This window comes from Peribacillus simplex NBRC 15720 = DSM 1321 (assembly GCF_002243645.1).
In the GTDB taxonomy this organism is placed as follows: domain Bacteria; phylum Bacillota; class Bacilli; order Bacillales; family DSM-1321; genus Peribacillus; species Peribacillus simplex.
This window is the reverse complement of the sequence record NZ_CP017704.1, coordinates 226,719-253,054: the sequence shown is the minus strand read 5'-3', so window position 1 is coordinate 253,054 and position 26,336 is coordinate 226,719. Positions and strand designations below refer to the sequence as shown.

24 protein-coding genes are annotated in these 26,336 nt (G+C 39.3%); 21 read left to right on the top strand and 3 right to left on the bottom strand.

Annotated elements, in window-relative coordinates; all coding sequences use genetic code 11:
* Positions 1–20: 20 nt before the first annotated feature.
* The 16 genes from BS1321_RS01215 (at position 21) to BS1321_RS01135 (ending at position 16,031) form a co-directional block, all read left to right on the top strand.
* Entirely contained in the window at positions 21–1,160 is a 1,140-nt protein-coding gene (locus tag BS1321_RS01215; RefSeq protein WP_094246674.1) for an NRAMP family divalent metal transporter, read from the top strand.
* A 79-nt stretch (positions 1,161–1,239) separates the two neighbouring features.
* Positions 1,240–2,031: a putative hydro-lyase gene (locus BS1321_RS01210; protein ID WP_063233464.1), complete on the top strand. Its 792-nt coding sequence runs from the start codon at positions 1,240–1,242 to the stop codon at positions 2,029–2,031.
* 27 nt (positions 2,032–2,058) lie between these two features.
* Positions 2,059–2,817 carry a 5-oxoprolinase subunit PxpB gene (gene pxpB, locus BS1321_RS01205; protein WP_063233465.1) on the top strand — a complete coding sequence of 253 codons (759 nt, stop codon included), beginning with the start codon at positions 2,059–2,061 and terminating at the stop codon, positions 2,815–2,817.
* Positions 2,814–3,803 carry a 5-oxoprolinase subunit C family protein gene (locus BS1321_RS01200; RefSeq protein ID WP_063233466.1) on the top strand — a complete coding sequence of 330 codons (990 nt, stop codon included), beginning with the start codon at positions 2,814–2,816 and terminating at the stop codon, positions 3,801–3,803. Before pxpB ends, BS1321_RS01200 begins: the two co-directional genes overlap by 4 nt.
* 751 nt (positions 3,804–4,554) lie before the next feature.
* A complete protein-coding gene (locus BS1321_RS01195; RefSeq protein WP_063233467.1) occupies positions 4,555–5,637 on the top strand; it encodes a hypothetical protein in 1,083 nt (360 codons plus the stop codon).
* Positions 5,624–7,792 (top strand): molybdopterin oxidoreductase family protein, encoded by a 2,169-nt coding sequence (locus BS1321_RS01190; RefSeq protein ID WP_063233468.1) that lies wholly within the window; start codon positions 5,624–5,626, stop codon positions 7,790–7,792. Before BS1321_RS01195 ends, BS1321_RS01190 begins: the two co-directional genes overlap by 14 nt.
* Entirely contained in the window at positions 7,793–8,353 is a 561-nt protein-coding gene (locus BS1321_RS01185) for a 4Fe-4S dicluster domain-containing protein (RefSeq protein WP_063233469.1), read from the top strand.
* Between the two features lie 11 nt (positions 8,354–8,364).
* Positions 8,365–8,892 (top strand): Rieske (2Fe-2S) protein, encoded by a 528-nt coding sequence (locus BS1321_RS01180; RefSeq protein WP_063233470.1) that lies wholly within the window; start codon positions 8,365–8,367, stop codon positions 8,890–8,892.
* Positions 8,893–9,078: 186 nt separating this feature from the next.
* Positions 9,079–9,390 (top strand): hypothetical protein, encoded by a 312-nt coding sequence (locus BS1321_RS01170; protein WP_063233471.1) that lies wholly within the window; start codon positions 9,079–9,081, stop codon positions 9,388–9,390.
* Entirely contained in the window at positions 9,377–9,664 is a 288-nt protein-coding gene (locus tag BS1321_RS01165) for a hypothetical protein (RefSeq protein ID WP_063233472.1), read from the top strand. Before BS1321_RS01170 ends, BS1321_RS01165 begins: the two co-directional genes overlap by 14 nt.
* A complete protein-coding gene (locus BS1321_RS01160; protein ID WP_063233473.1) occupies positions 9,657–11,162 on the top strand; it encodes a nitrate/nitrite transporter in 1,506 nt (501 codons plus the stop codon). The genes BS1321_RS01165 and BS1321_RS01160 overlap by 8 nt, the downstream gene beginning before the upstream one ends.
* 206 nt (positions 11,163–11,368) lie before the next feature.
* Positions 11,369–12,019, top strand: a complete 651-nt coding sequence (locus tag BS1321_RS01155) for a sensor histidine kinase (protein WP_063233474.1) — start codon at positions 11,369–11,371, stop codon at positions 12,017–12,019.
* 100 nt (positions 12,020–12,119) lie between these two features.
* Positions 12,120–12,773 (top strand): response regulator, encoded by a 654-nt coding sequence (locus tag BS1321_RS01150; protein WP_063233475.1) that lies wholly within the window; start codon positions 12,120–12,122, stop codon positions 12,771–12,773.
* Positions 12,763–13,224, top strand: coding sequence for a GAF domain-containing protein (locus BS1321_RS01145; RefSeq protein WP_063233476.1), 462 nt, complete (start codon positions 12,763–12,765; stop codon positions 13,222–13,224). Before BS1321_RS01150 ends, BS1321_RS01145 begins: the two co-directional genes overlap by 11 nt.
* A 20-nt stretch (positions 13,225–13,244) precedes the next feature.
* The gene (locus BS1321_RS01140; RefSeq protein ID WP_063233477.1) at positions 13,245–14,987 is read left to right on the top strand and encodes a sensor histidine kinase; all 1,743 of its coding nucleotides are present in this window, start codon (positions 13,245–13,247) and stop codon (positions 14,985–14,987) included.
* 288 nt (positions 14,988–15,275) lie between these two features.
* Positions 15,276–16,031, top strand: coding sequence for an IclR family transcriptional regulator (locus tag BS1321_RS01135; RefSeq protein ID WP_063233478.1), 756 nt, complete (start codon positions 15,276–15,278; stop codon positions 16,029–16,031).
* 221 nt (positions 16,032–16,252) lie between these two features.
* Here BS1321_RS01135 and BS1321_RS01130 read toward each other — a convergent pair whose 3' ends face one another.
* Positions 16,253–17,275, bottom strand: coding sequence for an NAD(P)H-dependent amine dehydrogenase family protein (locus tag BS1321_RS01130; protein WP_063233479.1), 1,023 nt, complete (start codon positions 17,273–17,275; stop codon positions 16,253–16,255).
* Between the two features lie 740 nt (positions 17,276–18,015).
* Here BS1321_RS01130 and BS1321_RS01125 point away from each other — a divergent pair.
* The 5 genes from BS1321_RS01125 to BS1321_RS01105 all read left to right on the top strand — a co-directional run bounded on the left by BS1321_RS01125 (position 18,016) and on the right by BS1321_RS01105 (position 23,099).
* Positions 18,016–19,293 carry an MFS transporter gene (locus tag BS1321_RS01125; protein ID WP_063233480.1) on the top strand — a complete coding sequence of 426 codons (1,278 nt, stop codon included), beginning with the start codon at positions 18,016–18,018 and terminating at the stop codon, positions 19,291–19,293.
* A gap of 374 nt (positions 19,294–19,667) precedes the next feature.
* The gene (locus BS1321_RS01120) at positions 19,668–20,456 is read left to right on the top strand and encodes an SDR family NAD(P)-dependent oxidoreductase (RefSeq protein ID WP_230162656.1); all 789 of its coding nucleotides are present in this window, start codon (positions 19,668–19,670) and stop codon (positions 20,454–20,456) included.
* Between the two features lie 279 nt (positions 20,457–20,735).
* On the top strand, positions 20,736–21,530 hold the full coding sequence (locus BS1321_RS01115) for an alpha/beta fold hydrolase (protein WP_063233481.1): 795 nt from the start codon (positions 20,736–20,738) through the stop codon (positions 21,528–21,530).
* 100 nt (positions 21,531–21,630) lie between these two features.
* A complete protein-coding gene (locus BS1321_RS01110) occupies positions 21,631–21,879 on the top strand; it encodes a ferredoxin (protein ID WP_063233482.1) in 249 nt (82 codons plus the stop codon).
* Between the two features lie 227 nt (positions 21,880–22,106).
* A complete protein-coding gene (locus BS1321_RS01105) occupies positions 22,107–23,099 on the top strand; it encodes an NAD(P)/FAD-dependent oxidoreductase (RefSeq protein ID WP_063233483.1) in 993 nt (330 codons plus the stop codon).
* Positions 23,100–23,506: 407 nt separating this feature from the next.
* Here the strand turns inward: BS1321_RS01105 and iadA are convergent, their stop codons facing one another.
* Positions 23,507–24,679: a beta-aspartyl-peptidase gene (iadA, locus tag BS1321_RS01100; protein WP_063233484.1), complete on the bottom strand. Its 1,173-nt coding sequence runs from the start codon at positions 24,677–24,679 to the stop codon at positions 23,507–23,509.
* A 36-nt stretch (positions 24,680–24,715) separates the two neighbouring features.
* On the bottom strand, positions 24,716–26,137 hold the full coding sequence (locus tag BS1321_RS01095; RefSeq protein WP_063233485.1) for a YfcC family protein: 1,422 nt from the start codon (positions 26,135–26,137) through the stop codon (positions 24,716–24,718).
* Positions 26,138–26,336: the final 199 nt, after the last annotated feature.

The following is a 26,336-nucleotide window of genomic DNA, read 5'->3' as shown; positions in this document are numbered from 1 at the left end:
TGCTAGGTGCAGCATTTCTTATGGCAACATCAGCCATAGGACCAGGTTTTTTAATGCAGACAACTGTTTATACCCAAAGTCTTGCAGCAAGTTTTGGGTTTGTTATCCTTATTTCAGTTATTCTTGATATTTTTGCACAAACAAATGTATGGCGCATTATTGCTGTATCTGAAAAACGAGGACAAGAGATTGCAAACATGGTTCTTCCAGGACTAGGTTATGTTCTAGCGGCACTCATAGTTATGGGGGGGCTAGCATTTAATATAGGGAACATCGCAGGAGCTGGACTTGGTCTAAATGCGATGATTGGAATTTCCCCAACAACTGGAGCAGCAATTAGTGCAGTTATTGCAGTATTAATATTTGTAGTAAAAGAAGCGGGAAAAGCTATGGACCGCTTTACACAAATCGCAGGCTTTTTTATGATCTGTTTGATGATATATGTTGCATGGACAACTTCTCCTCCAGTTGGAGAAGCAGTAGTGAAGACATTTGCACCTGATAAGATTGATATTATCGCAATCGTTACATTAGTTGGGGGATCTGTGGGTGGCTATATTACATTTGCTGGCGGTCATCGTCTATTGGATGCAGGAGTGAAAGGTGTCGGAGCACTGCCACAAGTAACAAAGAGTTCAGTAATGGGTATTTTAATAACCACAGTTATGCGAGTTGCATTATTTTTAGCAGTTCTAGGTGTTGTATCTAAAGGCTTGCAAATTGATTCAGAAAACCCTGCGGCATCCGTTTTTCAACTTGCTGCTGGAAATGTAGGTTATAAAATGTTTGGTATTGTTATGTGGGCTGCAGCAATCACATCAGTAGTTGGTGCTGCATATACTTCTGTTTCGTTTATCAGAACATTCAGCGAAAAAATAAATAAAAAGGCTAACTGGATTATCATTGGCTTTATAGTCGTATCGACCATTTGCTTTCTATTAATTGGTCAACCGGTTAAAGTACTACTTGTAGTAGGGGCAATTAATGGTCTGATTTTACCAATTGCACTTGGTACACTTTTAATTGCGGCATATAAGAAGAATATTGTGGGTGATTATAAACATCCTTTATGGTTGACGATTTCCGGCGTATTTGTGGTAATCATCATGGCGTTAATGGGCGTATATACATTAATGAAACAACTGCCCGCTCTTTTTTAATGATACATCAATAAAACGGGGTGGAAGTGGCGTGCTAGTTTGTCACTGACTCCCAGTTCTTAATAGGAGATGAATATTAATGATCGATCTTTCTCAAGCTACCCCGGCTGAATTGCGCGCAATGATCCGCAACAATGAATTGATTAAGCCAACTGCTGGAATGGCAAACGGATATGCACAAGCAAACTTGGCCATCTTAAAAAAAGAGCATGCTTTTGATTTTTTATTGTTTTGTCAGCGTAATCCTAAGTCTTGTCCACTTCTAGACGTAACAGAAATTGGTTCTCCTATTCCTAAATTTGCTGCTCAGTCTGGTGATATACGTACAGATATTCCAAAATACCGGATATATAAATACGGTGAATTAATGGAAGAAGTAACGGATATTTCAGATTATTGGGAAGATGATATGGTTGGGTTTTTAATCGGTTGCAGCTTTACATTTGAACATGCCCTTTTAAACAACGATATTTCCATTCGTCATATTGAAGAGAACAGTAATGTACCGATGTATAAAACGAATATTTCATGTGTTGAAGCAGGGATATTTCACGGGAAAATGGTAGCGAGCATGCGTCCGATTCCTCAGAAAGATGTGGTGCGAGCGGCTCAAGTTACATCGCGTTTTCCTGCTGTTCATGGTGGTCCAATCCATATTGGAGATCCGGAGGCGATTGGTGTTTCTAACATACAGCAACCTGATTTTGGTGATGCAGTAACGATTCGTGAAGGAGAAGTGCCGGTCTTCTGGGCTTGTGGAGTAACGCCTCAATCTATCGCAATGGAAACAAAACCGGCGATTATGATTACGCATGCACCAGGACATATGTTTATAACGGATATCCGTGATGAAAAATTAGGCGTTTTATAATATTACTAACAGAAAGAGTTGAGTTCTATGCCGGAAAAGCTTTTGAATAAAACTACATGCATACTGTCTCCCTTAGGCGATTCCGCAATCGTGATTACATTTGGGAATGAAATTAAATACGACATTCACAAAAAAATTAAAATGTTTATGGATTTGCTTGAAGATGAACCTTTTGTTGGATTTATAGAATGTGTGCCGGCTTTTACAAATTTGACAGTTTTTTATGATCCTCTAGTTATCTATAAGAAACAAAAACAAAGCAATAATGATGAATTTATTTCTCCATATGAAGTGGTTCGTTCTATCATGGAAAGGAAACTACAGTGGTTAAAAGAAGATAAAAAGCTGACACACCGAACTGTTTCTATTCCTGTATGTTATGGGGGGGAATATGGCCCGGATTTGGAATATGTAGCTCGTTATAATAATTTAACTACTGATGAAGTCATCCATATTCATTCAAATGGTGAGTACTTAGCCTATATGATTGGATTTGCTCCAGGTTTTCCGTTTCTCGGTGGACTATCAGAAAAAATTGCAACACCTAGACGATCTTCTCCTAGAATGACCATACCAACAGGAGCAGTTGGAATTGCAGGTATGCAAACGGGTGTATATCCAATATCTACGCCTGGAGGGTGGCAATTAATTGGACAAACGCCAACCAAACTATTCTTACCAGATGTAAATCCTCCAAGCCTATTACAAGCAGGAGACATTGTGAAATTCCATCCAATTTCTAATCAAGAGTATAATGAAATTATTCTTAAGGAGGGGTTACAGTGAGCCTGCGTGTAATCAAACCGGGATTATTAACTAGTATTCAGGATCTTGGAAGAAAAGGGTTTCAGCAACATGGAGTGATTGTAAGCGGCGCAATGGATGCATATTCCCTACGAATTGCCAATATGTTAGTTGGCAATAAAGAAGGTGAAGCTGCCATGGAAATTACGTTAATGGGTCCGACTCTTAAAATAGAAAAAAATTGCTTGATAGCGATAACAGGTGGAAATTTATCACCTACTATTGACAGTCAAGCTGTTCCAATGTGGAAGCCTGTTTATGTAAAAAAAGGCTCTATTCTTCGATTCGCGGGATGTAAATCAGGTTGTAGGACTTATTTGTCTGTAGCGGGAGGATACGCTATTTCTACAGTTATGAATAGTAAAAGTACATATCTAAGAGGGGAAATTGGGGGATATAAGGGAAGAGCATTAAAAGTAGATGATGTTGTGGATTTTAATGAAACTTCTACGATTCTAGATAACCGGGAGTTTAAAGAAGCGTTTATCGCTCCAAAGTGGTTTGTCAATGAAAAGGAGTTTATGCCAAGTCGCATGCCAGTTATTCGTTTCATAGATGGAAGCCAGTACGATTATTTTACGGACTCTAGTAAAGTTAGTTTTGCAGAGAATTTGTTTAAAGTTTCAAACCAATCTGATCGTATGGGCTATAGAATATCAGGTCCTTTGTTAGAGTTACAGGATAAAAGGGAGCTATTGTCTGAAGCAGTAACTAACGGGTCTGTTCAAGTTCCTCCTGATGGAAACCCTATTATTCTTCTTGCGGATAGCCAAACAACGGGAGGGTATCCTAAGATAGCTCAAGTGATTACTGCAGATTTACCATTAATTGCTCAGGTCAAACCAGGGGAAGCTATTCAATTTTTACGAGTAACCTTAAAAGAAGCCGAGCAGCATTTCCTTCAAAAAGAACAACAATTAAAAGATTTAAAGGTTTCGATTTCATTAGCTCTAAAAAACAGCATGTAATATAGTAACTTCATCAAGAAGTAACAAAAGGAAGAGAGTACTCTTATTAAAAGGGTACTTTCTTTTTTTGTTAATACATAATAAGTGAAAGATGGAGCCTCTATTTATTTTCTTTATTCAAGGCAGTTTTTTAAATAAATTGTTGCTTTATTTTACCTTAATACTTGATGGCTGATGTGACTCCAACAAGTATTTTCTTTAATGACTGTATCAAGAATTACTTTATCTTGCATTTAAGCTTAGTATTAACCGTTGAATTTCTATGTGGATTTTTATCGCTCCTATCTGATTAAATGTTTCGATCTATCAGAATTCTCTATCCCATTTTACTATGTATGTGCAGTTCTTCTTTCAGTCAATAAAAATCTTGAATACTAATATCTTTTTGTGAGATTATGTCTCTATAATTTCACCTCTATATACTTATTTTCATTAAAAAACATTTGTTTTCGGTAATCGATTTTATCATATGCAAAGACTGCAAAAACAACAAACATCCCTTAAGCATACTAACATCTAGAAAAACTTCCATCAGCATTTCCTCCATTGCAAAATAAAATATAAAAACTGGAAAAGAGAAAACTTGAAAATTGAAATATAGTACAGGCAGTTCTGCACATCAGAACTGTTTTTTTATTTTAAAAGATAGGGGAATTTTCCCCTTAGGATAGGGAAGTCCCCCGATATGGAAAAAACGGGGCAGCTCTTACAATAAGGGTATGGTAATTGTTTGTAATGAGGAGGAATAGTAATGCAGGCAAAAGTCGCAGCAAATCAAAAAACAGGAAAATCGATTGATAATGCTTTTGCATCACATTTTGCTAAGTCTATGTTTCTAGCAGTTTGCGGACTTGTATTCTTATCGTTTATTGGTACGAGAATGTTTACACACGTAGATTTAAACCTTTATGGCTATATGGTGGGGACGATTATTTTTATTGGGGGGTTCTTTTACAGGTTTATCGCATGGGGAGAAAGGCCGCCAACAAAGATTTTTATAAAAAAAGGCATCAAACTTCTATTTAGAAAATCAACGCCTAAAACATCAGTTGAACATTTAGCTACATACAATTTCATCTGGAATAGGGGAATTTACCGATGGACTCAGCACGTTCTAATCGGATGGGGATGTATTCTTTCCTGCTTCGTGACATTCCCTCTAGTATTTGGATGGATGTACTTCACCATGGACGACAATGGCTACTACAACATCATCGCAATGGGGATCCAGGTAATAACAGTACCAGCTGATGGGATCATTGCGAACTTATCATATAACGCTCTGAACATTACAGCTGTGATGGTTATTACTGGAGTATGCATGGCTCTATACCGCCGCTTGAAAAATATGCAGGCAAGAGCAGAACAAAAATTCATGTATGACTTTCTTCCTTTATATATGCTGTTATTAGTCAGCATTACAGGATTGGCACTAACGTTTATGAACATCTTTTTGCACGGTGCAGGACAGCCAGCCATGTCCCTGATTCACCAGTGGTCAGTCATTATTACATTGATTTATCTTCCATTCGGAAAACTTGCTCACATACCTTTTCGCCCAATGAGTGTATTTGCAAGAAACTACAGAGAGCATTACGCGGAACAATCCATGAAAGGATGCAAAGTATGTGGTGATGAGTTTGTTTCAACAGAACAATCAAAAGATGTCGTAGAGGTTCTAAGCGTGAATAATATCGAATTTCAAACGAAGGAAGGCCACCATCTCGCTGAAATGTGCCTACCTTGCCGTAGAAAATACCGGATCGCTCAATTTTCCGGTTCCCCTATTCATGAGATAAAAGTTAAGGAGGCAAACCAGAATGCAAAGGGATAAGTTTTTTAAAGAAGTAGAGAATGTAATACACCCGAATGAATCATTGGTCAAAACGCATTGTGCATATTGTGGAATGCAGTGTGGGATGAATTTAAGGGTAAATAGAGCGACAAATAAAATCATTGGGGTTGAACCACGTTATGATTGGCCTGTAACGGTAGGGAAAATGTGTCCCAAAGGGGTTACAGCTTACCAGCAGACGAACCATGATGATCGCATTTTAAAACCGCTTATTCGTGATGATGCATCATTAAAAGGAACAAAGGAAGGCTTCCGTGAAGCAAGCTGGAATGAAGCGTATGATTTAATCGTGAAAAAGTTCAGTGAGCTTCAAAATAAATATGGAAAAGATACATTATCCGTTTTCAGCGGCGTATCAATGACAAATGAAAAATGCTATTTAACAGGGAAATTTGCACGTGTGGCACTTGGAACACGCTACATTGACTATAATGGCCGTTTCTGTATGTCAAGTGCGGCCGGGGGATTCTTTCGTTCTTTCGGTGTAGATAGAGGTTCAACATTACCCTGGACAGATATTCATGAAACAGATTGCTTATTTATTGCAGGAAGCAACACAGCAGAATGTCATCCGACTTCTATGTTCCGAGTCTGGAACGTTCAAGAAAGAGGAGGTTACATTATCGTGGTGGATCCCCGCGAAACGCCAGTTGCGAGAAGAGCAGATGTGCACCTTGACCTGAAACCGGGAACGGATCTTGCCCTTGCTAATGGAATCTTAAATTTATTAATTCAAAATGGTTATGCTGACGAAGAGTTTATTAATAATCATACAAACGGATTTGAAGAAACAAAAGAGCTTGTACAAAAATTCACACTGGAATATACGAGTGAGCTTACAGGTGTGGCACCTGAAAAAATTATTCGCGCAGCAGAGATTTATGGAAAAGCACCGAATGCAGTTGTCATGTTTGCCCGTGGAATTGAACAGCAGCATAAGGGTGTTGACAATGTATCTGGATATACAAACATGGCGCTTGTAACAGGTAAGATTGGCCGTCCGAAGTCTGGTGTAGCAACATTCACTGGTCAAGGCAACGGACAGGGTGGACGGGAACATGGCCAGAAAGCGGATTTATTGCCAGGATACCGTAAAATTACAAATCCTAAACATGTTGAAGAAGTTTGTAAAGTATGGAAAATTACTCCGGAAGAAATGCCTCAGCCGGGTGTTTCTGCTTATGAAATGTTTGAACTGATGGAACAAAAAACGATCCGCGGATTGTATCTGCTATGTTCTAATCCTGCAGTATCTGCGCCGAATCTAAATTTCGTCAGAAGTGCGATGAAAAACCTGGATTTTATGTTGTGTTCGGATTTCTATCTTTCTGAATCAGCAGAGTTTGCGGATGTGATCCTGCCGTCTGTAACGTGGTCAGAAGATGAAGGAACAGTTACAAACCTTGAAGGAAGAATTATTAAGATAAATAAGGCACAAGAACCAATCGGTGAATCTAAGCCTGATTGGCAAATACAAGTAGAACTTGCAGAACGTCTTGGAAGAGGAAAATATTTTTCCTATTTGAAAACAGCAAAAGATATAGCTGATGAATTCAGACTGGCTAGTAAAGGGGGATATGCCGATTATTACGGTGCTACATGGGATAAAATCGACAAACAGGACGGAGTATTTTGGCCTTGTAAGGATGAAAATGATAAGGGAACGCCGCATATGTTCCTGGATAAAAAATTCTATCACGCAGACGGCAAAGCGAAAATTTGTGCGCTTCCTTACCGTCCCCCTGCTGAAGAGCCAGATGAAAAATATCCGCTTCGTTTAACAACTGGACGTGTCGTTTACCACTACTTATCTGGGAACCAGACGAGAAGAATCCAGTTCTTGCGTGATATGTGTCCGGAGCCATACGTCGAAGTACATCCGGAAACAGCAAAAAAATACAATATGGAACATGAAGAAAGAGTCCGCCTACATACCCGAAGAGGCGAGGCAATCTATAAAGTGAAAATTACAGAAGCAATTCGTAAAGATACTGTATTTGTTCCGTACCACTTTGGTCACGAGCAATCTATCAATCTATTAACCATTGCAGCACTTGATCCGATCTCCCGTATGCCGGAATATAAGGCATGTGCTGCTCAATTGGAAAAAGTTGAAATAAAGAAGGTGCAATAAATGAAAAAGAGGCTGTACTTAGAACTTGAAAACTGTATAGGATGCCGTTCATGCCTTGCAGCATGTACACAATGCGGAGGGCATGAAGAACGGAATAGAAACTATGTTTATGATGTAAACCCTATGGTTAATCGGCAAACCATGCCTCTAATGTGCCTTCATTGTGTGAATCCGGCCTGTGCAAGAAGCTGTCCAGCCCAGGCAATCCAAATCCATGAAACAGGGGCCGTATTATCCGCTCTCGTTGAAAAATGTATTGGCTGCCAAAACTGTACGATTGCTTGTCCATACGGAATACCAAAATTTGACACTGAACAAAACTTAATGTACAAATGCGATTTATGTATCGACCGGACAAAAGACAGTATCCCGCCAATGTGTGCAAGTGTTTGCCCGTCTAATACACTCCAGTGGCTGACCGATAAAGAAATTGAAATTAAGAAAAAACAATTTCATCTAGATAATGGAAAATGGGTGACTAGCATGCCGTATCTTGAAGGTGAAACGAACGTTAAAGTAAATTTGCCTGGTATTTTACAGGGGATAACGAAGCTATTTTAGGAGGGATTAAGATGCCGTCAGATAAAAATAATAAAATTCCCTTTAATGAAGATAATTACACCCACAATATTGAACGGAATAATGAAAGAAAGCTCGACAGACGTGGGTTCATGAAAACATTAGTGGGAGCTGCTGGTGTATTCGCAATTTCCTCCCTTCCTTGGGGAGCGGTAGCGGCTAAAGAATTGATGGGTCTTGGGGAAAAGGAGTATCCCCACAAAAAAATCACAGATGTAAGCAAAATTGCAATTGGTGACGCAGTAGAGTTTAAATTTCCAGGTGATCATGATGATGCTATTTTGATCAGATTGTCTGAAAAGAAATACGTAGCTTACCAAAATGCATGCACACATCTTCGTTGCCCGGTTTTCTGGGTGAAGGAAGAAGGAGAGATGGTTTGTCCTTGTCATCATGGAAAATTTGATGTTGAAACAGGTGCTCCAACTGCCGGTCCGCCAAGAAGGCCGCTGCCTGAGATTCAGGTGAAAGTTGAAAATGGCGGGGTATACGCAGTAAGGGTGAAGCGTTATGAGGCTTAAGTTTATTGGTGTCGCGTTGCTTTGTGCCTTCTTTATGATGAATATTGTATTTACCCAATTTATGGTTCATCAATATTATTATGAAAATTATGTAAATGTTTTAATATTTGGGGGATTAAACATAGTGGTGTTTCCCTTAGCGTTATTTACTTATAAAAAAACGAAAAACGAAAAGGCGTGAATCAAATGAACAGTGAAACATACTTTGATTTTTGTTTTGTAAAAGAAGCATCTGGAAATTTTGCTGCTGAAATCGATAAGCTCCTTTCAGACCTTTTTAAAGATGTCCGTCTTAACTGGTATTTAGATGAAAAGTCAATAGATGGGGCCGATATTGTAGTTGCCGAAGTAAAGGGAATGAGCAATTGGGAGTCTGTAGTGGAAACAATTGAATTTATCGAGAATCATGCAGAAGATACATTCTGGGAATATTTGCAGGGTTTTCAAATGAATGTTTACACGGCAAAGAGAGGATGCAATACCTGTGGAACACATTAAAATAGAAGATATACAACCATTAATATCGGAAAAAGCAAGTGTAGCCATCTTAGATGATGATGTCCAGGGTAAAGCTCCTTTCGTTTCTAAAACGATTGTTAAGGTGGAGCTTTGTCCTGATATAACACATCTGCGTATTTACTTTGACGACATTAATTTTTTCGCTGTCCCGTTGATATCCAATGTGACTAAAAATGAAAATGAGTGGTCAGCTTTTGACGAAAATGCGAGATTACAATATGTAATTAGAAGAGAGAGTGGTCAGGATGTTTAGAAAAATTCAGCTTCCATTACAAACCTTAAACCTCGTTGTCGGATTTATGGTGTGGGTATTAATTTCGTCCCTGCTGCCTTTTATTAAAGAAGATATCGCAATACCGGATGGTCAGCTTGCACTGGTAACAGCTGTTCCAGTTATTTTAGGATCTATTCTTCGCATTCCCCTTGGCTTTTACGCCAATCAGTTCGGGGCCAGGAAAATTTTCCTGATTAGCTTTATATCGCTGTTATTCCCTGTTTATTATATCAGTATTGCGGATTCTCTTGCTGATTTGTTGATTGGAGGGCTATTTCTTGGTATTGGGGGAGCCGTATTCTCTGTTGGAGTAACCTCTTTACCGAAGTACTATCCTAAGGAACGCCATGGCTTTATAAACGGAATTTACGGTGCAGGAAACCTCGGAACGGCTATATCAGCATTTGCAGCACCTGTTGTAGCTACGAAGTTTGGCTGGTCAACAACCGTACAGCTTTATCTTGTGATTTTGGCAGTATTTATCGCAGGTAACTTCCTATTAGGGGATAAAAAGGAACTGAGAGTAAAGACACCGCTTTTAGAACAAATTAAGGGTGTCTACAAAAATGAAAAACTATGGCTTCTAAGCTTATTTTACTTTATAACATTCGGTTCTTTTGTTGCATTTACTATTTATCTGCCAAACTTTCTTGTAGCGAACTTTGGATTAGATAAAGTTGATGCAGGTGTAAGGACAGCAGGCTTTATTGTTCTTGCTACTCTTATGAGACCTATTGGCGGGTGGCTTGCCGACCGCTTCCATTCTCTTATTCTGCTCATGTTTGTTTTTGGAATTTATACGATTTCAGCAATGGTCCTATCCTTTGCTCCAACAATTGGCTGGTACACATTTGGCTGTTTAAGTATTGCTCTCTGCGCTGGAATAGGAAATGGTGTTATTTTTAAGCTTGTGCCCATGTATTTCCAAAAGCAGGCCGGTATTGTGAATGGAATTGTGTCCGCAATGGGAGGTATGGGAGGATTTTTCCCGCCGTTAATTCTATCCTTGTTATTCAATATCACAGGCCATTATGCAATCGGGTTCATGGCATTGTCAGAAGTTGCCCTTGCAAGTTTGATTTTAGTAGTCTGGATGTATTTCCAAGGTAAAATGGGGCTTGCCAACGAAGTGATTTACAATACAATAGAAGGCATTTTGATCACCGATACCAGTGGTAAAATCATTTCAGTAAACCCTTCGTTTACAAGGATTACTGGCTATCAGGAAAATGAAGTAATTGGAAAGAATCCTAGTATACTTAAGTCAGGTAAACAGCCTCAGACTTTTTATGAGGATATGTGGAAATCTATTGAAGAAAATGGTTTCTGGCAAGGTGAAATCTTGAATAGCCGAAAGGATGGACAACAATATCTACAATGGCTGACAATTAGTGCAATAAAAAATGATGCTGGGGATGTTGTTCAATATGCCGGAATGTTTAGTGACATTTCAAGTCATAAAGTGAAAAAAGCATAAAAAACTATGGGCAGTAAATCATTGAATTCCCAGTCTTGAAGCGGAGTTTTCTACGTACAAGAAGTACTAGTGCTTACTTTCCCACTGGACAAAAAAATCTACGTCAGCTTTTACATCGCTCGACCGAAAGCGTAACTTTTGGGAGGGCGTGGCGTATTTAGTCGGGCTGACCGATAATTTGCGAAAAACGAGTAAGGAGGGTGGGAATGAATACTCAGCCACTCAAAAAAAACATTAGTTCTTATATTATTCAAACTCATGAAGAAGAGATTAAACGAATTGCAATGGAGCTTCATGAAGGCGTGGGACAGTCCCTCTACAGTCTTTTTACAGGTATGCAGCTCATTGAAAAGGCAATCGAACAGCCTGCCATGAAAAGCTATGCAGGTGATATGAACCAGCTATTGGAAAAGACAATTCAAGAAATCAGGCTCTTGGCTTTAGAATTGCATCCTCCTAGCCTTACAACTTTGGGGCTGGTTTCTGCAATGAAAAGTTATATAAATTTATACACTTCAACATATGGCATTGAAGTTGGGGTAGAGAATCTAGGTGTTGAATCGCAAATTTCAGATAGAGATAGCATTACACTTTTCAGAGTCTGCCAAGAAGCATTGGTGAATATAGCAAGGTATGCTGATACAACGAAGGCAAGTATAATATTCAAATGGAAAAAAAGCAGGTTATTGATTATGATTAAAGATTCAGGGAAAGGTTTTGAGGTTGAAACCGCTATGAATAAGTTGAGCGGACTTGCTGCCATGAGTGAAAGAATGCATTTGATTGGCGGAAAATGTATCATATATTCAAAAATCGATGAGGGGACCTCTATAGAGATTTCTCTTCCATTATATTAAAATGGACTAAACAAGGGGTTTGCTAATTGAGCAATCCCCGTTGTTGTTTCATATTTATTTATAATAATACATATACAAACAAAGCTAAGGGGGAGCAGCTTTGATAAAAATTTTGCTTTGCGATGATCACGCCGTTGTAAGAATGGGCTTAAAGATGCTATTAAATAATCATGCTGATATGGAAGTGATAGGGGAGGCTTCCGAGGGGAACGAAGGAATACAGCAAGCACTAGAACTTCAGCCTAATGTGGTAGTCATGGATTTAAGCATGCCTCATGGGAAAGATGGTTTATCAGCAACTTCAGAACTGAAAAAACTAATGCCAGAAGTAGCCATATTAATACTTACTATGCATGATGATGAAGAATATTTGTTCAGAGCTATTCAAGCTGGGGCTTCAGGTTGTATTTTAAAAAGTGCACCGCATGAAGAGTTATTGGTAGCTATTCGCTCTGTATCGACCGGAAATGCTTACCTTCATCCATCTGCAACAAAAAGGTTAATGGAAGTATACATAGGTAGTGTGAAGCAGGGGATCCCTGATACTTTTAATCTTCTTTCGGACCGTGAAAAAGAGGTACTGACATTGATTGCGAAAGGATTTTCCAATAAAGAAATTGCCGGACAGCTTGTCATAAGCGTGAAAACGGTTGAAACCCATAAAGGAAACCTAATGGAGAAGCTTCAGATGAAAACAAGACCTGAACTTGTTGCATTTGCTTTAAAAAAGGGGTTATTAGGGTATGGAATTTAACGGGTGCAATAAATCGAGAAAAGATCATCCATATAAACAAGCGTGTGAACAAGTACTAGAAGAATTGAACTGTGATTTTGTTGGCCTTGCTTTACAAAACAGCAACGGACCAGACGTAAGCTGGCATTATGCCGCTGGGAACAGAAATGATAAATACAAAAGAATAACTGTTCGATATGGAAAAGGGATTGCAGGTAAGGTCATATCAACAGGCAGGTCGATGAAAATTGAAGATTTTCCTAATAATATCCTTGGCAAAGCACTAGAATATCCTATCATGCTCGCGGAAAATCTCAGCTACGCTTTCGCAGTTCCAATTCAATTAAAAGGTGTTCTCAAAGGAGTATTATTAGTAGGTAATAGAACAAATCAGCCTATTTCTGAAAGTGACCAACATACGATCCTTGATGCAGCGAAAAAATTGGAAAAGGAATTAAATAACTCAATTTAAGGGCAACAGGAGGACTATGTATGGACTGGAATAATCATTTAAAAATGGAAAAAGAGATTTCTTCTGGGTCCAGCGATGCGACAATTCTCGTCAATGAATCTGGCGTCATCTCTTTTGCGAATCAACAGGTATGTGAAAGTTTTGGTTATTTAAATCATGAATTAATAGGAGAAAAGCTTTTGAATCTTATGCCAGGAGCAAATCTTCAGGCCAGTGGTGAAGGGGAAATTATCCACCAGTTCGGAATCCACAGGGATGGTCATGCTTTTTCACTTTTTTTCAGGGTGAATGCTTTTTCGCTTGAAAAAGAGGTCTATTACTTAGTTGTGTTCCATAAAGTGAAAGACCAATCAAGGCTTAATCAACAGCTATCCTATCCCATAAATGAGCTGGTTGATTTAATGTACGCACTCGATGAATCTACGATTGTCGCTTTTACAGATGAAAAAGGCAAGATAAAATCTGTTAATAAGAAATTTTGTGAGGTATCACAATATTCAGAAGCAGAGCTTATTGGGAAGGACCACCGAATTATCAATTCAGGTTATCATTCAAAGGGATTTATGCAAGAACTTTGGCGAACAATTTCATCAGGAAGTGTATGGCGGGGTGAAATTAAGAACAAAGCGAAGGATGGAACCTATTATTGGGTGGATACCACAATTGTCCCATTCTTAAATGAAAAAGGGAACCCCTATAAATACCTGGCAGTTCGGAAGGAAATTACCGAATATAAACGAGTTGTAGAGGAATTAGGAAAATCCGTAAATAAAATGACCGATTTTCAATTTGCTTTGGATGCTTCCTCAATTATAGCAATAACCGATCATAGAGGGACCATCAAATATGTCAATGATCAATTTTGCCGGATTTCAAAGTTTTCAAAAGAAGAGTTGATTGGACAGGATCATCGAATTATTAACTCGGGATTTCATTCAAGAGAGTTTTTCAGCAGTCTTTGGAAAACAATTTCAGCAGGGGAAGTATGGAAAGGAGAGATTAAAAATAAGACCAAGGATAGTACTTATTATTGGGTGGATACGACAATAGTCCCTTTTCTTGATGAGTACAATAAACCTTACCAATATTTAGCGATTCGTTATGAAGTGACCCAGCGCAAGCTTGCGGAAGAAAAGATTCAGAAAATGACGGGGAAAATCATTGATGTGCAGGAAGAAGAAAGAAAACGCATTTCCCGAGAGCTTCATGATGATATCGGACAAAACTTATACAGCCACCTTATAACGATTAACAGGCTGCAGACAGAAATGGATCATCCCCTGTTAAATCAGATGCAGGATGAAGCGACCGAAATTATCGAAGCACTCCGGCAACTATCATGGGAATTAAGGCCATCGGTACTTGATGATCTTGGTCTGTTCCCTGCCATTCGCTCTTTATTGGTGCAATTTTCAGAACATCACCATATCAAGGTCCATTTTAAATGCTATTTGAATTGCCGTCTAAATACAAACAAAGAAATTACTATTTACCGTATTATCCAAGAAGCATTAACAAATATTCGGAAATATGCTCAAACCGAAGAAGCTACAGTGACGATCTGGGAAATAGAGAAAGAAGTTCGAGTGGAAATAGAAGATAAAGGAAAGGGCTTTGATATAGAAAAAGTTACCCGTGGAGTAGGCTTATTCAGTATGGAGGAAAGAGCCAGAGCTTCCGGTGGAAACCTTATCCTTCAATCTAGTGAAGGGAAAGGTACAAAAGTAATTTTGAAAATGCCTATGGTGAATGGATTTTTGTAATTCTCATGCAACTTAATTCGCTAACGCTTCAGCATTTCCCAATTCAGGCTCTTACTATGAGCTTGATTAGCCAATAACCCATTGGTAATTCCAATTTGCAATACAGGGAAAAAGCAAAATCTAATGATTCGATCAGAATGAAAGTCAAGTCGGAAAATCAAATGAGAATACAGGGTCAGAGCATATTCAAAAAACAACATATGGAAACAGTTATATTACATCCTTTCTTTCATGTTTTATAATAGAATGATAGTTAAGGAAAACATGTATCATGAAAGGAGACAATGTATGCAGGGACATAACAAAACGGTCGTGAAATCCATGCAAATCCTAACCCTTTTCTTAAATCATCCGAAACTGACTTTTAATGAAATGATGGAACTTTCCAATTTGCCGAAAACGTCGTTACACCGTATGGTGGGATCATTGGAGGAAATGGGGTTTTTAACAAGGGACGATGATGGCCATTATTCACTTGGACTGATATTCCTTCAGTTTGGCCAACTGGTAGGGGAGCGTTTGGATATCAGGTCAATCGCCTATCCCATCATGAAAGACCTTCGGGATGATGTTGAAGAAGCAGTGAATTTAATTGTGAGGGATAAGGATGAAGCGATGTATATTGAAAAGGTGGACACCCTGCATCCTGTTCGCCTTTATACATCCATTGGTAGACGTTCGCCATTGTACGCTGGAGATTCTCGAATCATCCTAGCGTATTTGCCGGAAGAAGAGCGGGAAAATTATTTAGGAAGCGTTCAATTAAAACCAATCGCCATTGGAACGATAACGGATAAAACTAAACTCCGTCATGCTTTGGATGAAGCGAGAGGGGATGGTTACACGATAACTTCATCAGAACTTGAGGATTATACAAAAGCGGTGAGTGCACCGATACTTAATGGTAAAGGTCAAATAGTAGCTGGTATTAGTGTAGCTGGGATTGAAGCAAGATTTCAGGAAGAGCGCTTGCCTGAATTGATTGACAAAGTAACGAAAGCCGCCAAGGCCATTTCCGTGAAACTGGGTTCTCAAACATATTAATGAAAATGGAAAAATCACGTCATTTTCGGAATATATTTTCCTGAAATAAGATAACTTACATAAGATAGTGGATTCTATATGTAAGAAACAGAGCCACCGCTTATGGTGGTTTTTTGTCATGTTGGCATGCAATACTATCTGGCCAGGACGAAAAGGTGAACCATTCGCGGTTCACCCTTTCTAATACAGTAAGACTTATACGCAAGATTGTTGGTTAGCCATTAAATATGCACAAAGTCAGATTGATTTATATTTCTCGGCACCCCGATGTCAGCCATTGTAAGTAAACCTGGTTTACGGAGGGCATCAATTTGCTTAGCGGTATTGATAATCATCGCAGCGGTTGCGGTATCTCCAAAAATTCCGTTGGGAACAATCAACCTTTGGGTTTCGTTCCCATCAATAACGATTTCATCTTCTTGTTTAATTCCTGCAGACATCGTTAAATCCAAGGAAATTTCTTTTCCGTCCACGGTCATGCCCGTGGAGATTTGATGTAGCCCATTAACATCCCCTGGTTTTATAGTAGTTAGCGGAACGGTCATATTTTCGCTTGCAATCGTTGGTTCAATGGTATTGATAACACTTGAAAGTTCCCAATTCAGCCCATAAGCGATTAACCTAACAGACTCCTCAAGACCTACATGCCCAATTTTATTCCGTTCAGCTAAAAATTCAAACTCTTCTCTGGTCATCCCGATTCCGACCTTTTTTTGTAAGGGGAGGCGCCTTTTCGAAACATCAACTTTACGATTGACCTTGATTTGGTTAACCGTGGTCAATACTGTTGTAAAAGAAATGGCCATAGTATCCATGATGTAACCTGGATTGATTCCGGTCCCAATGACACTAAGCCCTTTTGCTTTAGCATAATCATCTATTTCCTTTGCAAGTACAGGGTAGCGATGCCAAGGGAAGGAAAGCTGTTCACAGGTGGAAACCACTGAAAAGCCGTGATCTAGAAGCTCTTTGATCTGGGGCCAAACTTGTTGTGCGTTGGAACCGGTTGCATGTAATGCGATAGGGTGGTCAGCTTCAGTATTTACTTCCTGTATATGGGAGACTACACACTTGTTCGTTTCCTTTTCATTGATTAAAGAGCCAATATCCTTTCCTACCTTATCGGGATCAATATCGACAACACCGATAATCGATTGTGGATTGGTTTGGTAAGCACTGCGTAGAATTTCAATTCCGATGGGACCCAATCCGAATACTGTGAACTGAGAATATTGTATAGTCATTCATCTCTCATCCTTTCAAATGTCGTATAACAAAAGGCTAACATTGAGTGATAAATAATAAAAATAGTTAATTTTTATATATTTATAAAGAATAGTTATAAAAGAAAGACAATGAATGAGCGGATATAGTGAAGAATCATTCTTCGATTTTGGGGTTACCTATCGCAGGGATTGTGGAATTGCGGTTCAAGCCGCAACATAAGTTGGGATGTTGGACCGGGATACATGGTTATCTCCTATGGAGAAACCGCCATCCTGTCCCCGGTTAAAACCTTTTACTTGAACGGACTCTGGACCTCGTAAATCTCAGTCCGTAGCATCTCCAGTTTTTTTGCATGATGGACATTTTCTCGCTTCGGTTAATGAAGTTTCAAAAATAATTATTGAGTTGCATTACCTAAGGCTCGAGAATTTGCAGAAACGTTATCCGGTTTTATGTGATACAGGGAAAGTCAATGAAGAGAAGGTATAGTTTCGTTTTTTTATCGAAACTATACCTTGTTTTGTTTTTTATATAAAACTACTTTTTCCTGTTGGAAAAATATTAATCTAAATATTATTGACTATTATGAAAATTCAATATAACATTAAATATCGGTAACATTGTTTTTTATATAAAACAAGAGTTACTGTCATCTTTTGAAAGGAGGAGCTGGTGAAGTTTGATAGTATGATAGACATTTTCTTTATCGAAAATCATGAAAGCGCATTCAAAGAGCCTATTATAAGGGGGAAATAACATGTTACAAGGTCAAAAAAGATGGTTGTACATTGCGATTCCTATTTTTTTCTTCTGGTTTTTCGGTCAGATTGATAAAGTAGGTATCTCTGTTATCCAAACCGATCCGGGATTTTTAAGTGATCTTGGTTTAACTGGCCCGGATAAAAATGCGAAAATTGGCTTGATCTCCTTTATATTCATGATTTCATACTCCTGTTCCAACATTTTTTGGGGAGTTATTATCGACAAGTTAGGGGCACGGAAAACAGCAGTTTTAGGTTTACTGGTATGGACAGCGACAATGGTCATGGGAGGGCTGTCCACTTCATACGAAATGTTTTTAATTAGTAGAGTCATCCTCGGAATTGGGGAAGGTATGATGATCCCGATATCGGGTAAATTCATTTCGAATTGGTTTAATAAACGAGAGCTTGGCAGGGCACAGTCATTCTGGATTACTGGAAACTACCTTGGCCCGGCAGTGGGTACCGTTATGCTCATTCTAATCATTTCAACATTTCATTGGCAGGCCGCGTTCTTTGCTCTCGCCGCCTTTAACTTGTTTATAAATATTCCAATGTTCCTGTTTTTGACTCGTAATACGCCAGAAGAACATCCACGCATGAGTAAAGAAGAAGTCTCCTATATTCGCCAAAAAGAAGCGGATGATGTGCAGTCTAAGCAATTCTTCGCAAAGGATTATCGTTATTGGGTTGTCTGGTTTGGCAATTTGATGTCGTCCTTTCTTTTCTTTGGAATCAGTATTTGGCTTCCTACATATCTCGTTGAGGCCAAAGGCTTTGAAAGGGAAGCGATGACTGGTATTACTTCATTATCGTGGCTATTCGCGCTTGGATTTGTCCTGGCTGGCGGATTTCTGGCGGACAAAACGAAGCGCCCGAGTTTGCTTGCGACGATTCTTTTCATACTAACAGCTGTATTTTTGACAATCGCTGTCATTGCACCAAATCCTATTTTTGCAGGCGTTTCCATGGGGCTTGCTATGGGAACTCAGGGAGGAATGTTTCATCTAACCAATTTCTTCATCATCAAATTTTCAACACCTGAAACAGCGGGCCGCGCAGCCGGTTTAATGGGATTCACAAATATTATGGGTGGATTTTCAAGCTATATTATGGGGTGGAGCCGCGATTTATCTGGCGGTGATTTTGGTCCCTCCATTGCCATGCTGATTGTAGCAGCCACTCTTGGATTTGTTGCGTACTTGTTTATGATAAAACAAGAAGTTGCCGAATATCACCTAAGTAATATGACAGGAAACAAAGTAACTTTATAGAGCGCTAAAAAGTTAATATAATACGTTTTTTAGAAGGGTTTCTCAGTAAGAAGGGGTGCTACCTTACTGAGAAGCCACAATAAAATTTTGAATACTTATTGACGAGTACAAAGGAGTAAGGATAACCACAGATTGATATAGAACAAGTAACGTATTCCCGAACGATAGTTTCAGTTTTTTTTACAGCTAACATTGACAATAAAGCGATTACATTTTAGAATTGTTTATATAAAAAACATTGTTTTGTATAAAAAACAACATGTAGTCATTTTGAAAAAATATATGCTAGCATACAAGACCGTATACTTGATTGGAACCTAGATCTTTGTATAACCGTTCATCACGTTTGAAAGATAACAGAAGGGGTGGAGACAATGGGCATGGCCTTAAAAGATAAAGTCGTATTGATTACAGGGGGAGCTTCTGGAATTGGAGAAGCTGTCACACGCCGTTTTATACAAGAAGGGGCAAAAGTAAGCATTATCGCCCGCTCTAAAGACACGTTAGCGAAAATGAAAGAAGAATTTGGTGAAAATATCCTTACATATCAGGGAGATGTAAGCAAATACGAAGACAATGAGCAAGCGGTCCAAGCTACTGTTGAGCAATTCGGAAAGTTAGATGTTTTCGTTGCGAATGCCGGCGTGTTCGATGGATTTGCCAAATTTGCCGATGTGACTCCTGAGGCGCTTTCCGAAGCGTATGATTTTCTTCTCAATATTAACGTAAAAGGCTCTTTTTTCGGAGCGAAAGCCGCTCTTGAAGAACTGAAAAAAACAAATGGCAATATTATTTTTACCGTGTCCGGTGCAAGTTTTTATCCAGATGGCGGCGGTGTTTGGTACACAGCCAGCAAACACGCCCAAATTGGATTGATGCGCCAGCTTGCGTTCGAACTATCTCCTTCTATCCGGGTAAATGCGGTAGCACCAGGGGGTACATTGACAGCACTCACGGTGATTCCACCACTGAGTCCATTTGTGAAAATCGTCGATAATGATACTAAAGCAAGCAGCATTAAAAAACGGAATATTCTTCAACTCGCCCAGATGCCGGAAGATCACGTTGCGGCGTATGTACTGTTAGCTTCTGACGAATCACGCGCGATCACAGGTGAAGTCATTTCCAGCGACGGCGGATTGTCAGTTCGAGGACTTGGCTAGGCTGACAAAGTTTTTAAAATACTGTTTTTAGCTAAATTGTAAGACAGAAGCGGAAGTGGATTTTCCTGCTTATCTTCAGGAAAGGAAGCACTTTCTTTATCAGATCAAAACGAAAGCTATTTCCAAGCGAAATATAAATGTAGTAAATCATTCGCTATTTTAAGAAAGATATTTCAAGAATAGGTGTTTTAAGAGTTAGAGATTTGCCTTGAAAAGTTCAGCAGTCTTAAACTCTATTGTTCAAAGAATTGCCAAAATAAATAAGGAGGGACTGATATTATGCCATACGTAAAAGTAGAAGATTTAAGTATTCATTATGAAATAGAAGGTAATGGAGAACCTTTAGTATTATTACATGGTATGAGTAATAATTCACAGTCATGGAATGAGCAAATCCAGGAATTAAAGGAGCATTATACAGTAATTGCATGGGATGCTCCGGGTTATGGGAAAAGTTCAGATCCAGCAGAAGAATTTAGAAATTTTAAAGATTTTGCACGTATTCTGAACGGCATGCTAGATCAGCTAAAGTTGGAAAAAATCTATCTACTTGGCCATTCAATGGGAGCGGCAATTGCGATAGAGTACTGTAGCCTGTACCCTAATAAGGTTAATAAACTTATATTAGCCGACTCGACAAGAGGGGCTGCTGCTCTTACCCCAGAAGAGAACGAGACGAAATTGAAAAATCGATTATTTTCAATTGAAAACCTTTCTACTGAGGAGATAGCGGATAAGAGGATAAAAGCATTGCTATCTCCCCATGCTTCAGAAAAAGTCTATAAGCGAGTAAAAGAGATCATGACACAGATAAGACCGGCAGGATATCGGTCGGTAGCCAACTCACTTTATCATCTAAATCAAATGAGATTGTTATCTCATATAGAAGTTCCTGTTCTTGTAATTTGTGGTGAGTTGGATACTGTAACTCCCATAAAGGAATCGGAAGCAATTCATGAAGAACTAATAAACTCCCGGCTAGTGATAATTCCAGAAGGCGGTCATTTGTGTTACCAGGAAAATCCTGAAAAGTTTAATTCGAGCATTTTGGAATTTTTGAACGATATTGAGTAAGAAAAAAACAAATTGGAATTGCTTAAGGCTTCTACACCATATTTAGAAATGCCTTGTATAAAACAGAAGCTTAGATTATTGAAGGGAATGGATAGTAAAAATGCCTAACTATACAATCGTGGATAAAGAAACATGTATTGCTTGCGGAGCTTGTGGTGCTTCAGCTCCGGATATTTATGATTACGATGAAGAAGGTATTGCGTTTGTTATATTGGATGATAATGTTGGGGCAGCGATCATACCTGATGAACTAGAGGAAGATATGCTGGATGCTTCAGAAGGATGTCCAACCGAATCCATTAAAGTAGCTCAAGCGTCATTTGATGGCAATCCTAATAAATTTGAATAATATTTCTAGATACATGCATTAAGGCCTTATTACTATTGATAATAGATATATAGTTTTATTAATTAGGAAATTGGAAGTCTGTTTTAGAAATGGTGGATTTTCAACAGTCTTTATCCATCATTTGTTGGAACGAGAAAAAGGAAGGATTACTCGAATAATCATTAATTCTATCCCTTTATCTATGTTCAGTAGGAACAACCAACCTAGAAGTACAAGGAGTGATTACATTGACAGAAGAAAAGAAGGTCTATGACATAACAATTATTGGCGGAGGCCCAGTTGGCTTGTTTACGGCGTTTTATGGGGGAATGAGGCAGGCGAAGGTGAAAATCCTTGAAAGTCTTCCTCAATTGGGAGGACAGCTTTCGGCTCTTTATCCCGAAAAATTCATTTATGATATAGCTGGATTTCCAAAAGTAAGGGCACAGGAATTGATAGAGAATTTAAAAGAACAAATGAAAGTATTCGAACCAACAATTTGTCTTGAAGAAGCAGTTGAACAGATGGAAAAGCAAGCAGACGGAACATTTAAGATCACCACAAACCTCGATACTCATTTCTCTAAATCAGTGATCATTACTGCTGGAAATGGAGCTTTTCAGCCTCGTAAATTGGAATTGGAAGATTCAACACAGTTCGAAAATAAGAATTTGCATTATTTCGTGAATGATATGAACCGCTTTAAAGGAAGAAAAGTGGCGATTCTAGGTGGTGGAGATTCTGCTGTTGATTGGGCCCTTATGTTAGAGCCAATTGCTGAAAAGGTAACATTGATCCACCGAAGAGATAAATTCCGTGCGCATGAACATAGTGTAGAAAAATTATTGAATTCCTCTGTTGAAGTCAAAACACCTTATATTCCCTCCGAACTGGTTGGAGCAGATCAGATTAATCAAATTGTTTTAGAACACACTAAGACTCAACAAAAAGAAGTGGTTGACGTAGATGATTTAATTATTAACTACGGCTTTGTCTCTTCTCTTGGTGCGATTAAAGAATGGGGTCTAAACATCAATAAAAATGCAATTATCGTTAATTCCAAACAAGAAACAAATATTTCAGGCATTTACGCAGCCGGGGATATTTGTACATATGATGGAAAGGTTAAATTAATTGCTTCTGGATTTGGTGAAGGTCCTACGGCAGTTAATAATGCTAAAGCCTATATTGATCCTATGGCGAAAGTTCAGCCGATGCATAGTACTTCCTTATTTGGTTGAGCTATATATCTAGCAACAAGGTCTTCTGAAGAAATGAATTAAAAAGCACATAGGAGAGACCCCTAATGTAAATTGTGAGAGATAGGGGGGTCTCGATTATCCTGATTTTAATGGAAATGAAAAGTAAAGTAGATTATAATCCCTTAAAAATAAAGTGTTTCGAGGCGTAACAGGTTTTGTTCCCTAATGAAGCAATAGGTTGATAGTTCAACAAAGGGGACAGGCTAATGTGACTGCAAAAAAATAAAAGTCGAAATCCTTTACAGCTAGGAATTCGACTTTTTAGTTTGTTTAAAGTAACGCCTCTATAGCAATTCTTCACAATATTTATTCCAGGTGATCCCTAATACGGAATCTTAAACAACCCGAGACGTGAAAATTATTCGATAACGGCTATTCTGTCTAACTCATTCAAATGTTCCTTTTATCAACGGAATGCCCTTTTCTACCATAACTTGTCCTCTTGCCACTACAGTGGCGATTGCCAAAGTTTCCTTTTGCAATAATACGATATCAGCATCCTTCCCGGTTTGGATACTGCCCTTGTTTGAAAGTTTCAGCACTTGTGCGGGATTCGTGGTGATGACCTTCAGTGCCGTTTCAAGGGGGATTCCTTCTTCTAAAACAGAATCACGCACTTCCTGATATAGTGAAGATACTTTTCCTACTTGCAGGCCTGCATACTCCCCATGGGTGTTGAAAAACGGAAGGCTTGCTTGCCCGTCTGAAGAGAAGGTGATGTGTCCGACTGGAATCCCTTCTTCAAGCATAATGCGCAAGGCCATGCTGCACTTCACTTCGCCATCATCCAGAAACTGAGGTATGGTGCTTGTAGTAAAGTCTACGTACCCGCCCCGCTTAGCGTAATCAATTCCCGCCTTGAATAATTTTTCATTTCGGTTGATATGTGTCGGATGGAGCTGCCGAATCGGGATGTTGGTTTTATCAGCAATTGCATGTAACAACGAGAGCTCGCCATCTCCGTCTCCTACATGAACTTCTAATATACCTGCTTTTCCTGACAGAATACCGCCGTTGCGTGCCGCTGCGGCGATTTTTGTCAATTCCTCAAAAGTGGGTTCTGATGATCTATGGTCGGAGATGGCAATCTCCCCGACACCGATAATTTTGTCGATAAAAATAAGGTCATCTTCGATTTTTCCTGTCAATGTTTTTACTGGCACTTGGTAGGAACCTGTATGTATGAAACAGGAAATACCCTCTTCTTCAAGCGCACGGGCCTTGGCAAGCAGGCTTTCCATTCTACGCGTAGTCCCGTCCGTTCCAAGCAAGCCGACAAGCGTTGTAATACCTGAAGTCGTAATGTCCGTAAGCATCAGCTCGGGGGTGCGGGTTTTGAATCCGCCCTCGCCGCCTCCGCCAATAATATGAACATGTGAATCTATGAAACCTGGAACAACCAAAAGATTGGTCGCATCAATGATTTGAATAGGGGCAAAGTTTTCAGGAACCTCGATTCTGTCATCTATGAATGCGATTTTATCGCCTGTAATCAAAACGTCTTTCCGTCCTAAGTAATTAGGTGAGTATATCTCGCCATTTTTTATTAAAGTAAGCAATGCGTTTCTCCTCCTGTTATTAATTCGTGTTTTATATCAGAATGGACCATAACCGATGAAGTGAGCCGAGATGACAGCTATCAATCCGATGAGATATTGAATGAGTACCAGCGGCAGAATCCACTTCGCCCATTTCGTCCATGGTATGCCCGCGATTGCCAAGCCTGCCATCAAGGTGGTTGCGGTCGGGAAAATCATATTTCCAATTCCGTCCGCAAAAGAGAAAGACAACACTGCAGTTTGGCGTGTAATATCCAATAAGTCTGCGAGCGGAACCATAATTGGCATGGTCAACATCGCATGACCGGTGCCGGAAGCTAGAATAAAATGAATGAGAGTTTGGAAGCTGTACATGCCGGCAACACTTAAATAGGAGGGAATATGCTGAATAGCTTCAGATATTTGATGCAGCATAGGGTCGACGATATGTCCCTCATTCAATACGACAAGAATGGCACGTGATACGCCGATTATCAAAGCGCCGCCGAGCAAGGCTGCAGATCCATTGGTAAAGGAGCTGACGATGTGATCTGCAGACAATTTTCCGATGATTCCAATGACAATTGTCAATATAATGAATAATGCAGCGATTTCTGTCATGTACCATTGGAACTTGATGACTCCAAACGCCAAGACGATATAGTTAATTAAGAAACTGCCTAAGATGAACTTATGTCTTGCTGTTAACTTCACACTTGATTGCAGCAGTTTTTTCGATTCTTCTTTTGTATATTTTCCATAGATTCCGATGGAAGGATTTTTCTTTACCTTCATTGCGTAACGATGGATATAAAGAACGGAAACAAGGTAGACGATAATAAATAAAATCAGACGCAACCCTATTCCTGAGAACATCGGCAATTCAGCAATCCCTTGCGCAAGTCCTACTGTGAATGGATTCATGATGGCAGTCGTGAACCCTGACAATGCCCCAACAATGACGATGGCGGTTCCTGTAATTGTATCGAATCCGAGAGCCAACGCCAGCGGAATGATAAGAGGAAGATAAGCTAGTGTTTCCTCCGCCATTCCCATTAAGGAGCCGCCTACAGCAAAAAACAGCATCACGACAGGAATCAATAGCTTTTCACGTGTCGCCAACTTCCGAGCCATTGTGGCGATAAGCACATCAACCGTCCCTGTTGCTCGTAAAACACCGAAAAACCCTCCGATTATCAATAAGAAAAAGATAATATTTCCGGCTTCTACCATTCCGGTGTGAATCGCTTTTATCATATCGAAAAATTCGACCGGTGCAGATTCTATCCATTTAAAAGAACTGGCGTCAACAGTTGTCCGTCCATCTGCTTCAATCCGTGCATATTCCCCGGCCGGCAAAATGTAAGTGAATAGAGTTGCTATTGCGAGAATGCAGAGCAGCAATACAAAAACATTGATTTTTCTCTCCTTTTTTCCCGTTGTTTCAAGCGAAACAGCCTTCTCTTCTATTTGGCTCATAAGTGTCTCTCCTTTGTTTTTAAAATAAGTGCATGGAAGTAATACGCTTACAAAATATTGCCGGCCTATCGACTATCATCTGTTTATTTCCTATTCTGCTGTTTCCCTCCTTTTCAAGTACATAGGTACTTCAATGCTTTTATACATGCAAATTCTGTGCCAATATTGGGTAATTGATTTTTATGGGAACTTTAAGGTT